General features: G+C 59.8%; 7 protein-coding genes. 6 read left to right on the top strand and 1 reads right to left on the bottom strand.

Annotation, left to right across the window (positions count from 1 at the left end; translation table 11 throughout):
• Window positions 1-426 precede the first annotated feature (426 nt).
• From AC1DNW_RS06240 to clpB, 6 genes are all read left to right on the top strand, one after another.
• On the top strand, window positions 427-1,701 hold the full coding sequence (locus AC1DNW_RS06240; RefSeq protein WP_113299047.1) for an aspartate kinase: 1,275 nt from the start codon (window positions 427-429) through the stop codon (window positions 1,699-1,701).
• A gap of 90 nt (window positions 1,702-1,791) precedes the next feature.
• Window positions 1,792-4,059 carry a phosphoenolpyruvate--protein phosphotransferase gene (gene ptsP / locus AC1DNW_RS06235; protein ID WP_113312023.1) on the top strand — a complete coding sequence of 756 codons (2,268 nt, stop codon included), beginning with the start codon at window positions 1,792-1,794 and terminating at the stop codon, window positions 4,057-4,059.
• 28 nt (window positions 4,060-4,087) lie between these two features.
• Complete coding sequence (gene prfA / locus AC1DNW_RS06230; protein WP_113312024.1) at window positions 4,088-5,167, top strand: peptide chain release factor 1; 1,080 nt, start codon at window positions 4,088-4,090, stop codon at window positions 5,165-5,167.
• On the top strand, window positions 5,164-6,033 hold the full coding sequence (gene prmC, locus AC1DNW_RS06225; RefSeq protein WP_113312025.1) for a peptide chain release factor N(5)-glutamine methyltransferase: 870 nt from the start codon (window positions 5,164-5,166) through the stop codon (window positions 6,031-6,033). Before prfA ends, prmC begins: the two co-directional genes overlap by 4 nt.
• A 345-nt stretch (window positions 6,034-6,378) precedes the next feature.
• The gene (locus AC1DNW_RS06220; protein WP_113312026.1) at window positions 6,379-7,137 is read left to right on the top strand and encodes a DUF4167 domain-containing protein; all 759 of its coding nucleotides are present in this window, start codon (window positions 6,379-6,381) and stop codon (window positions 7,135-7,137) included.
• Window positions 7,138-7,511: 374 nt separating this feature from the next.
• A complete protein-coding gene (gene clpB / locus AC1DNW_RS06215) occupies window positions 7,512-10,115 on the top strand; it encodes an ATP-dependent chaperone ClpB (RefSeq protein WP_113312027.1) in 2,604 nt (867 codons plus the stop codon).
• A 69-nt stretch (window positions 10,116-10,184) separates the two neighbouring features.
• Here clpB and AC1DNW_RS06210 read toward each other — a convergent pair whose 3' ends face one another.
• Entirely contained in the window at window positions 10,185-12,128 is a 1,944-nt protein-coding gene (locus tag AC1DNW_RS06210) for a M23 family metallopeptidase (protein ID WP_113312028.1), read from the bottom strand.
• Window positions 12,129-12,632 lie beyond the last annotated feature (504 nt).

The following is a 12,632-nucleotide window of genomic DNA, read 5'->3' as shown; positions in this document are numbered from 1 at the left end:
CTGTGATTTAAACGCATTTGGCGCAACTAAGTTTCATGGTGGTTGCGAGGATCCACGTTTCAGATTTTCGCGAGGACTGCTATTGGGCTGAAGCTGCCATCTGATCGTCCTTGCTCTGAGATTCAGAAGGGCGATTATCCACGGCCGCTGGTCAGGATGAAATACCCTTCCACTTCGCTTTCTTCCCGCCCTTGCCACCCCCCATCAAACTCGCTAAGAGACGCGCCAACTTTCGTCCTTGGTTGGCGGGCGTTGGAAGTGTTCCAGAAACCAGTATTTCCGGGCTCTTCGGTCGATCGACAGCCAGAATTTTCTGATGTCTGGGAGGGTTGATATAGACCTCCCGGTGGTTTGTGAATGGCGCGTAGCGTGCCGGGGAAGCAAATCCCGTTTCCGGCAATCGCACGCGGGTCGTGGTAGAGGCTTATGGCGCGCATCGTTATGAAATTCGGCGGGACGTCCGTCGCTGACCTGGACCGTATCAAAAACGTCGCCCGCCACGTGAAACGCGAAGTTGATGCCGGCCATGAGGTGGCGGTCGTCGTTTCCGCCATGTCCGGCAAGACCAACGAGCTGGTCGGATGGGTTCAGAATACGCCGAAGGTGATCGGCGCCAACTCGCCCTTCTACGATGCGCGCGAGTACGACACCATTGTCGCCTCCGGCGAGCAGGTCACCTCAGGCCTTCTGGCAATTGCGCTACAGAGCATGGGCATCAATGCCCGTTCCTGGCAGGGTTGGCAGATCCCGATCCGCACCGACAACGCGCATGGCGCGGCGCGCATCATGGAAATCGACGGGACCGATATCATCAAGCGCATGGGTGAGGGCCAGGTTGCGGTCGTCGCCGGCTTCCAGGGACTCGGTCCCGATAACCGTATCTCGACACTCGGGCGCGGTGGATCGGACACGTCTGCCGTGGCGATCGCCGCTGCGGTAAAAGCCGATCGCTGCGACATCTATACCGATGTCGACGGCGTCTACACGACCGACCCACGCATCGAGCCCAAGGCACGCCGCCTGAAGAAGATCGCTTTCGAAGAAATGCTGGAAATGGCGTCGCTCGGCGCCAAGGTTCTTCAGGTGCGCTCGGTCGAGCTTGCCATGGTGCACAAGGTACGCACTTTCGTGCGTTCGTCTTTCGAGGATCCCGATGCTCCGGGCATGGGCGACCTCTTGAACCCGCCCGGAACGCTGATTTGTGACGAGGATGAAATCGTGGAACAGGAAGTAGTCACCGGCATCGCCTATGCCAAGGATGAGGCTCAGATCTCGCTTCGCCGTCTTGCCGACCGACCGGGCGTTTCCGCCGCGATCTTCGGGCCGCTTGCCGAAAGCCACATCAACGTCGACATGATCGTCCAGAACATTTCCGAAGACGGTTCGAAGACGGACATGACCTTCACCGTCCCCTCGGGCGATGTCGAGAAGGCCATCAAGGTTCTCTCCGACAACAAGGAAAAGATCGGCTACGACGTCGCGCAGAGCGAATCCGGGCTGGTTAAGGTTTCCGTCATCGGCATCGGCATGCGCAGCCATGCCGGCGTTGCAGCGACCGCCTTCCGGGCGCTCGCCGAAAAGGGCATCAACATCAAGGCGATCACGACCTCGGAAATCAAGATTTCGATCCTGATCGATGGTCCCTATGCAGAACTCGCTGTCAGAACTTTGCATTCCTGCTACGGTCTGGATAAGAATTGATTCCCAGCGGGCGGCATGCCCCTTCAGGTTGAAGATGCGGCCGGTTCTTCTGGCCGCATCAAGCGTTTGTTTCGGGGAGCTTGAGACGCAATGAGAGACCTTTCCGGCGGTCCGCGCGTGCTGCTCAAGCGGCTGCGCGAGTTGATGGCGGAGCCGCTGGAGCCGCAAGAGCGCCTCGATCGGATTGTTCGCCAGATCGCGAGCAACATGGTGGCGGAGGTCTGCTCCGTCTATGTTCTGCGCGCCGACGGCGTTCTTGAGCTCTATGCTACCGAAGGTCTCAATAAGGAAGCCGTCCACCTTTCGCAGCTGAAGATGGGGCAGGGCCTCGTCGGCACGATCGCCGCATCGGCCCAGCCGCTCAATCTGTCCGACGCGCAGTCACATCCGGCCTTCCGCTACCTGCCGGAAACGGGCGAGGAGATCTACCATTCCTTCCTCGGCGTGCCGATCCTGCGGACGGGACGTTCGCTCGGCGTTCTCGTGGTGCAGAACAAGGCAAGCCGCAATTATCGCGACGAGGAGCTGGAAGCGCTCGAAACGACGGCGATGGTTCTCGCGGAGATGATCGCGACCGGCGAGCTCAAGAAAATCACCAAGCCAGGCCTCGAACTCGATCTCACCCGTTCAGTCACTGTCGACGGCGATACGTATAATGACGGCATCGGTCTTGGCTACGTCGTGCTGCATGAACCGCGTATCGTTGTCACCAATCTGCTCAACGAGGATGCGGAGAAGGAAATCCGGCGGCTGGCGGAAGCCATGGGGTCGCTCCGGATCTCCATCGACGACATGCTGTCGCGCCGTGACGTTTCCATGGAAGGCGAGCATCGCGAGGTGCTGGAAACCTATCGCATGTTCGCACACGACCAGGGTTGGGTGCGCAAGCTGGAAGAGGCGATCCGCAACGGCTTGACCGCCGAGGCGGCAGTCGAGAAGGTCCAGAGCGACACAAAGGCGCGCATGATGCGCCTGACGGACCCTTATCTGCGCGAGCGGATGCATGATTTCGAGGATCTCGCGAACCGGCTGCTGCGCGTGTTGACGGGCTATACCGGCCGCACGACCGCCGAGGGCTTCCCGACCGATGCGATCATTTTGGCGCGTGCCATGGGTGCCGCCGAACTGCTCGATTATCCGCGCGCCAATGTGCGCGGCCTGGTGCTGGAAGAGGGTGCGGTAACGAGCCATGTGGTGATCGTCGCGCGCGCCATGGGCATTCCGGTGATCGGCCAGGCGGCGGGTGTCGTAGCGCTTGCCGAAAATGGCGATGCCGTCATCATCGATGGCGACGAAGGGCATGTGCATATCCGGCCGATGCCGGATCATCGGCGCTCTTATGAGGAAAAGGTGCGCTTCCGCGCGCGGCGGCAGGAGCAGTTCCGGGCTTTGCGCTCCGTGGAACCGGTCACCCGGGACGGGCAGCGCATACAACTGCAGATGAATGCGGGCCTGCTGGTCGACCTGCCGCAACTGGCGGAATCGGGGGCGGAAGGCATTGGTCTTTTCCGTACTGAACTGCAGTTCATGATCGCGTCGACCATGCCGAAAGCGGAAGAGCAGGAGATGTTCTACCGCAATGTGCTGAAGCAGGCGGGTGGCCGTACCGTGACCTTCCGGACGCTCGATATTGGCGGCGACAAGGTTGTGCCGTATTTCCGCGGTCACGAGGAAGAGAACCCGGCACTCGGCTGGCGGGCGATCCGCCTGTCTCTCGACAGGCCGGGTCTCTTGCGCACGCAGTTGCGCGCCATGCTGAAGGCTGCGGCGGGTGCTGAGCTGAAGCTGATGGTGCCAATGGTGACTGAAGTTTCGGAACTCCGGCAGGTGCGCGAGCTCCTGCAGAAAGAAGTTCAGCATCTGTCGCGCTTCGGCCACGGCCTGCCGCGCAAGCTGCAGTTCGGCGCGATGTTGGAAGTGCCGGCGCTGCTCTGGCAGCTCGACGAGCTGATGGATGCGGTTGACTTCGTCTCTGTCGGATCCAACGATCTCTTCCAGTTCGCCATGGCTGTCGACCGCGGCAATGCGCGGGTGTCCGATCGCTTCGATCCGCTTGAGCGGCCATTCCTGCGCATCCTGCGCGATATTGTGCGCGGTGCGGATCGCAACAAGACGCCGGTGACGCTCTGTGGCGAGCTGGCTGGCAAACCGCTCTCGGCCATGGCCCTGCTCGGTGTCGGCTTCCGCTCCATCTCCATGTCGCCGGCATCGATCGGACCGGTCAAGGCGATGCTGCTCAGCCTTGATGCGGGGGCGCTGACGGCGGCGGTCAATGAGGCGTTGGACGACCGCCACGCGACGACGCCGATGCGCGAAGTGCTTGCCCGCTTCGCCGAGAGCCACAATATTCCCCTTTAGACATATATAAGAAGAATAGGAGTAAGGGGTGGCGAAGCTTCCCATTGAAAAGATGCGTGAGCTTGAGCGCCGCTTCGGCGAGATCGAAGCGCGCATGTCGGCCGGCCCGTCGGCCGATGTCTATGTAAAGCTTGCATCCGAATATTCCGAACTGCAGCCGGTGGTAACCATGATCCGCGCCTATGAAAAGGCGGTCGGCGAGCTTGCCGATCTGGAGATGCTGCTTGAGGACAAGTCCGTCGACCGAGAAATGCGCGACCTTGCCGAGCTCGAACTGCCCGATGTGAAGGAGCGGATCGAGGCGCTGGAGAATGAAATCCAGATCTTGCTGCTGCCGAAGGATGCGGCTGACGAGAAGAGCGCAATCCTGGAAATCCGAGCCGGCACCGGTGGCAACGAGGCGGCACTTTTCGCCGGCGACCTCTTCCGCATGTATGAGCGTTATGCGGCAGCGCATGGCTGGAAGGTCGAAGTGCTCTCGGCGAGCGATGGAGAAGCCGGCGGCTACAAAGAAATCATTGCGACGATCACTGGCAAGGGCGTCTTCGCCAAGCTGAAATTCGAATCCGGCGTACATCGCGTGCAGCGCGTGCCGGAAACGGAAGCGGGCGGGCGTATCCATACCTCGGCAGCGACCGTTGCCGTTCTGCCCGAGGCCGAGGAGATCGATATCGAAATACGGCCAGAGGATATCCGCATCGATACGATGCGCTCCTCGGGTGCGGGCGGCCAGCACGTCAACACGACGGACTCTGCAGTGCGCATCACGCATCTGCCGACGGGTATCGTGGTGACCAGCTCGGAAAAATCGCAGCACCAGAACCGCGCCAAGGCCATGCAGGTGTTGCGTTCGCGGCTTTACGATGCCGAGCGGCAGAGGGCCGATAGTGAACGTTCCGCCGACCGCAAGAGCCAGGTCGGCTCGGGCGACCGCTCCGAGCGTATCCGCACCTACAACTTTCCACAGGGGCGCGTGACCGACCACCGCATCAACCTGACACTCTACAAGCTCGACCGGATGATGGTCGGCGAGATTGACGAAGTGGTGGACGCGTTGCTGGCCGACTATCAGGCGAGCCAGCTCGCGCTGCTTGGCGAACAGCAATGATCGCATCCGGGTCGACGGTTTCAGAGATGCTTTCCGAAGCCCGGCGTCGCTTCACGGAAGCGGGTATTGCCGATCCGCAGACCGATGCGCGGTTGCTGATTTCGGGATTACTGGAGCTTTCACCGACCGAGATGCTGACAGCCGGCCGTGAACCGGTTTCAGAAGAGCAGGCGGACAGTATCGGCCGCGCTATCGAAAGGCGGTTGAAGCACGAGCCGGTGCACCGCATCCTGGGAGAGCGGGAATTCTACGGTCTGCCGCTTTCGCTGTCCGCCGGCACGCTGGAGCCGCGGCCCGATACGGAAATCCTCGTCGATACGATCATTCCCTATCTGCGCGACCTTGCAAAGACGCAGGGCAATCTCCATATCCTAGACATAGGAACCGGGACTGGAGCGATTTGCCTTGCGCTCCTCAATGAATGTCCGGAAGCATCAGGCATCGGCAGCGATATTTCGACCGATGCACTTGAGACGGCAAGATCAAACGCAGAAAGACACGGATTGCAGGACCGATTCACGGCTATTCGATCGAGCTGGTTTGAGAACATCCATGGGACGTTTCATGCGATTGTCTCAAATCCGCCCTATATTGCTTCCAATGTCATTCACGATCTCGCTCCCGAAGTGACGAAATTTGATCCGGCTGCAGCTCTGGATGGCGGCCCGGATGGGCTTGACGCCTACAAAGCCATAGCAAAGGATGCAGCAAGGTTCGTACGATCAAATGGGGTCGTCGGACTGGAAATTGGCTATGATCAGCGAAACGATGTGACGGCGATCTTTGAAGCGGAAGGCTTCAAGTGCCTCAAATCCGTGAAAGACTATGGTCAGAACGACAGAGTGCTCGTGTTCTCGCCGGCATGACCGGCGACAAATTGCAGCATCGAACTGGACATTGTTGCTATTGCGAAGAAAAGGCTTGGATTTCCCGAGGAAGCAATATAGGTTGCCCTCACGCGTTGGGCGCATAGGAATGAACGAGATTCGTTCGGTACTTGCTCAGCTTCGGGGGTCTGCTCTTTTAAACGAGAGTTTCAAAAGTTGAACACGACCCAATGCGTGAATCAGTCAAACTGACTTGAAGACAAGCGGCAGGTCGGCGCGAAGGCGCACTATGCTTGCGGCACGAAGGCCCTGATCCGGATGAACCGGTCTTGGCGGTTGGTGCCATGTATCCAATCACAAACAGAGAATTCAGGTGAACGATCGATGAGGCCAGGACAGCAGAACAAGCGCGGTCGAGGGCGTGGCAGTAATAACAATAACGGCGGCGGCGGCGGTGGTGGAAATAGCAATAACAACAATTTCAACCGCAAGGGCGGAAACCCGCTGACCCGGACTTACGATAGCTCCGGCCCCGACGTGAAAATCCGCGGTACTGCTCAGCACATCGCTGAAAAATATGCGCAGCTTGCCCGTGACGCCCAGAGCTCCGGGGACCGCGTCATTGCTGAAAACTACCTGCAGCACGCCGAACATTACAACCGCATCATTGCCGCCGCACAGGCCCAGATGCAGGAACGCTTCCAGCGCGATGATCGCGGCGACTTTAATGATCGTGACAATTCGGATCGCGACGGCGATGAAATGGATATGGCAGACAATGACGATGTCGTCGTTGTTCAGCCACCTCATCAACAGCAGCGTGAAGAACGCCAGTCGCAACGCGAAGAACGCCAGCAACAGCGCGAAGAACGCCAGCCGCGCGAACAGCAGCAGGTTGCTCCGGCAGCCCCTGTTCAGCAGGCCGAAGCAATCGACGGGACCGGCCCGCAGCCGGAAATCGAAGGCATTCCTGCTGAAGTCGCGATGGAAGAGGAAGGTGGCGCAACGCAGCAGCGCCAGCCCCGCCGCCGCAATCCCAGCAGCCGCCCGCGCCGCCCGCGGCGGAGTGCCGAAGGTGAAGCAACTGGTGAGGAAGGTGCTTCGGCCGAAGCACCTGTTCTAGCTGAGGCTGCTTCGGAATAAGCTCGCTTCCAGAATAGACAAATTGAAAGGCCGCTCTTTTGGGCGGCTTTTCTGTTTGGGGAGTTCAAGGCTGCTTGTCGTGCTGTGATCACCCGGCGCATATTTTCGCATCGCGCCTATGGTAGGGTCGAGGATTTCTTCGATAAGAACTGGACGCGTCCGGACATGGTCAGCGCTCGGGCGAAGAGGCCTCGGAGGCAGCGCTTTTCGCATGCTTCACCCCTTTAAACTCCCGGGATTTCCCACCATATCCTGTTCAGTTTCGTTTGCCGGAAATCTCGCTGGCGACAAACAGGGCTTGCCTTTTGAGGGAGCTCAATCTCAATCATCGGCCTGTGCCTTATGAAGGGCAGGGCGATTCATGGAGGTAGCATATGAATATCGAAAAATACTCCGAGCGGGTGCGCGGTTTCGTTCAGTCTGCCCAGACTTACGCGCTGGCGCAGGGCCACCAGCAATTCACTGCGGAACATGTTCTCAAAGTCCTGCTCGACGATGATCAGGGCATGGCCGCTTCGCTGATCGAGCGCGCTGGCGGCGATGCCAAGGCCGCGCGGCTTGCCAATGACGCAGCACTTGCCAAACTGCCGAAGATTTCCGGCGGTAACGGCAACATCTATCTCGCTCAGCCGCTCGCCAAGGTTTTCTCTACCGCCGAAGAGGCTGCCAAGAAGGCTGGCGATAGTTTCGTGACGGTCGAGCGTCTGTTGCAGGCGCTGGCGATCGAAAGCTCTGCCTCGACCTATCAGTCGTTGAAGAATGCAGGCGTGACCGCGCAGGCGCTCAATCAGGTCATCAACGAAATCCGCAAGGGCCGCACGGCCGATACGGCAAGTGCCGAGCAGGGCTTCGACAGCCTGAAGAAATACGCGCGCGACCTGACCGCCGAGGCCCGTGAGGGCAGGCTCGATCCTGTTATCGGCCGCGACGACGAAATCCGCCGCACGATCCAGGTTCTCTCCCGCCGCACCAAGAACAACCCTGTTCTCATCGGTGAGCCCGGCGTCGGCAAGACCGCGATCGTCGAAGGTCTTGCGCTGCGCATCGTCAATGGTGATGTGCCGGAAAGCCTGAAGGACAAGAAGTTGATGGCGCTCGATATGGGTGCCCTGATCGCCGGTGCGAAGTTCCGAGGCGAATTCGAAGAGCGCCTGAAGGCCGTGCTGAACGAGGTTCAGTCGGAAAACGGCGAGATCATCCTCTTCATCGACGAAATGCACACGCTTGTCGGTGCCGGCAAGGCGGATGGGGCGATGGACGCCTCCAATCTGCTGAAGCCTGCGCTTGCCCGTGGCGAGCTGCATTGCGTCGGCGCAACGACACTCGATGAGTATCGCAAGCATGTCGAAAAGGACCCGGCTCTTGCCCGCCGCTTCCAGCCGGTCATGGTCGAGGAGCCGACGGTCGAAGACACGATCTCGATCCTGCGCGGCCTGAAGGAAAAGTACGAGCAGCATCACAAGGTGCGTATCGCCGATGCCGCACTGGTTGCCGCTGCAACCCTTTCGAACCGCTACATCACCGACCGTTTCCTGCCGGACAAGGCGATCGACCTGATGGACGAGGCGGCTGCCCGCCTGCGTATGCAGGTGGATTCAAAGCCGGAAGAGCTCGACGAGCTCGACCGCCGCATCATCCAGCTTAAGATCGAGCGCGAGGCGCTAAAGAAGGAAACCGACGTCGCCTCCGCTGATCGGCTGAAGCGGCTGGAAACCGAGCTTTCCTCAATCGAGGAAGAAGCGGATGCGCTGACGGCCCGCTGGCAGGCGGAAAAGCAGAAACTCGGCCTTGCTGCTGACCTCAAGAAGCAGCTCGACGATGCCCGCAACGAACTGGCGATTGCCCAGCGTAAGGGTGAATTCCAGCGCGCCGGCGAACTCGCCTATGGCGTGATCCCGGGTCTCGAAAAGCAGCTGGCCGATGCCGAAAGCAAGGAAGACAATAGCCGCAATGCGATGGTGCAGGAGGTCGTGACCCCCGACAATATCGCCCATATCGTCTCCCGCTGGACCGGCATCCCGGTCGATAAGATGCTGGAAGGCGAACGCGACAAGCTGCTTCGGATGGAAGACGAGCTGGCGAAATCGGTCATCGGTCAGGGCGATGCGGTTCAGGCCGTATCCCGCGCCGTGCGCCGTGCACGCGCCGGCCTTCAGGATCCGAACCGGCCGATCGGTTCGTTCATCTTCCTCGGTCCGACCGGTGTTGGCAAGACGGAGCTCACCAAGGCGCTCGCCCGCTTCCTCTTCGACGACGAGACGGCGATGGTGCGCATGGATATGTCGGAATACATGGAAAAGCATTCCGTGGCTCGGCTGATCGGCGCACCTCCCGGCTATGTCGGTTATGATGAAGGTGGCGCGCTGACGGAAGCTGTTCGCCGCAGGCCCTACCAGGTCGTGTTGTTCGACGAGATCGAGAAGGCGCATCCCGATGTCTTCAACATCCTGTTGCAGGTGCTTGACGACGGTCGCCTGACCGACGGCCAGGGCCGGACGGTCGACTTCCGCAATACGATGATCATTATGACGTCGAACCTCGGTGCTGAATATCTCACGCAACTGCGCGAAGGTGACGACAGCGATACCGTTCGCGAACAGGTCATGGATGTGGTCCGCGGTCATTTCCGGCCGGAATTCCTGAACCGTATTGACGAGATCATCCTCTTCCACCGCCTGAAGCGCGAGGAGATGGGCGCGATCGTGGATATTCAGCTGAAGCGGTTGTTGTCGTTGCTGTCCGAACGCAAGATTACGCTCGATATCGATGAGGATGCTCGCAACTGGCTGGCCAACAAGGGGTATGATCCCGTTTATGGCGCCCGTCCGCTGAAGCGGGTGATCCAGAAGTTCGTGCAGGATCCGCTTGCCGAGCAGATCCTTTCGGGCCAGGTGCCAGATGGGTCGATGGTGAAGATCACCAGCGGTTCCGACCGATTGCTGTTCCGCACAAAACAGGCGGTCAACGAAGCGGCGTAACGCTGCGCAGACAGGGATTGAAGATGGCGGCTTTCGGGCCGCCATTTTTGCTTCTGCTTGAAGGGAAGGTTACTTGCTCGCGACCTGATCCGAGGCGGGCTGGTTGTTCAGCAGCGTGTCGATGCGCTTGCGCTCGTCCTCGAACTTTGCGAGTGCATCGCCCTGGAGCGACTTGCCGCCCGGCAGTCGAATACGCAGCGGGTCGACCTTCGTGCCGTTGACGATCAGTTCGTAGTGCAGGTGCGGGCCGGTGGATTCGCCTGTCGTTCCTACCCAGCCGATGACCTGACCCTGTCGCACCTTGGTGCCCGGCACGATGCCCTTGGCGATGGCGCTCTGGTGGTTATAGGAGGATTCGTAGCCGTTGGCATGGCGGACGATCGTCTGGTTGCCGTAACCGCCGGAATCCCAGCCGGCCTTCTCGACCGTGCCGTTACCCGCCGCAATGATCGCTGTGCCGCGCGGGGCTGCCCAGTCGACACCGGTATGCATGCGCGCGAAACCGAGAATGGGGTGGCGGCGCATGCCGAAGCCGGATTTGAAGATACCATTCGGAACCGGGTTGCGCAGCAGGAACTGGCGGATGCTCTTGCCGTCCTGATCGAAGTAGTCGATCGTGCCGTCTTCCGGGTCCTGGAAGCGATAGAAGCGCGTCAGCGTATCGCCGAAGCGGGCATTGACGTAGAGAAGCTCGGAATCCTCGGTCGCCTGGCCGTTGCTGTCGGCGACGGAGAAGAAGGCTTCGAGATAGTCTGCCGGCTTCAATTGCGCCTGGAAATCGACATTGCTGGCGAGTAGCTTGATGACGAGCGCCGTCATGTCCTTGGTCATGCCATAGGAAAGGGATGCGCGGTAAATGCCGTCATAAACGCGCGGCAAATTCTGGCCGGCGGGCGGGGCGAAGGAATTGTCCTCGAAAGCGGTGGCGATTGCATCCAGCGTCGGTGGTTCGCTGCCGGCCACGAAACGGCCCTTGTCGTCGAGGGCGACGGTGATGAGATGGCGCGTGCCGCGATAGATGCTGGCTCGGATGATCTTGGCCTGCTCGCCCTTCTGAATGATACCGATGCGCAGGACGTCGCCCTTCGAAAGCGTATCGGTGCCGAACAGGGGGGCGATATAACCGGCCATGCCGTCTGCCTGCGGCTGCGGATAGCCGGAATCGGCGAGCGCCTTGGCGATTGTCGTATCCTGGCGCACCGGCAGGATATCGTCGGCGAATTCTTCGGTCTGCGGTGTGATGGATTCCGGTGCCGAGACCGTCATGTTCTGCTCGAGCACACGCGCCGCAAGGCCGGCGGTCAGGTCGACGTCGTTGTCCTCGGCGGAGAAACGGCGAGGATCCACATAGTAGAGGGCTGCAAGCTGGGCATTTCCGTCCGTCAGAACGGAGCCGTTCGAGCGGACATTTTCCTCGACTTCGTCAAGCGACAGGCCGGGGGCCATATTGAGGTCCGACTTGCTGGTCGGGAAGGGAACGGTCTTCAGCGCCACTTCGGATTCGACATCGGAACCGTAAATCGCACCGGTGCGGCTTTGCGCTGCGGGCTGGGGCTCGTCGGCAGAGAAGATCGCCAGCGGATCGAAGTCCGGATAATCCTCGGTCGCGACGTGATTGGCAGCCAACATCATCTTCACATGGGAGAAGGGCTGGCGACGCACGACTTCCTTCTCGCCATCGTGAACGACGGTCGAGACCTCCATGATGGCGCGGTCAGATGGCTTGGCGGCGATAACGGGGGCGATCAAACGGCCGCCGCGGGTCACAGACGTATCCTGATGTGCGTCTGCCGATGCGCTTGCATAGGCTTCGGCCGGGATTGCCAGCTGCTGCCGGCCATCGAGGGCGGCAAAAAGCGCGACACCCATGAGGATCGAAGAGGTAATGCCGGTGAGGAACGTGCCCGAAAGCCAGCGAAGCGAAACCTCGCGCCGGTCGGGCGCGCGTCGCCCGTCTGCCAGAAGCGGAGGCTCGCTGCCCAGCGAGCGGATCATCATTTTCTCCGTCATCATGGCAGCTGGGTTCGCATCCTTACATTCGATGTCGTTATGGGCATCCGCGGGCCATCCTGGCTGGGGCGAAAGATGTGCATATTTTGGGCACGGAAGTCAAATCACACCGGAATAGGCACTCTACGTGCGCATGCCTGCGTGAATCGTGCGTGTTTCCTCTGACCAGCAGAATGTGATGATGTCGGGGCAAGGCCGATCGAAATCGCATCTTCCACAACAAAACCGACAAACAGTCATGTTTTCCGGGCTTCCTGGCACGATCGGAATCCGGGAAAGGAGCGAGATTTGGTGGCTGATGTAAAATCCCTTTATAAAACAATAGGATGTGAGAAAAGTGATTTTTTTGAAAAAGGCCTGTTGACTGTTTCGAGGGTGTGGGATTATAAGCCCACTCACTGAACGAGGGCGGCGGCGCTGCTGGCGACGAAGTCTTTCGTTCTAAAGAAATCAAGCGAATTGGCGGATTGCTGGTTTGTTGCTCTGGACGGAAGTTTGGAGCGGGAT

The organism is Rhizobium sp. 05L429 (genome assembly GCF_056397645.1).
This window is presented reverse-complemented; position numbering and strand designations above follow the sequence as displayed.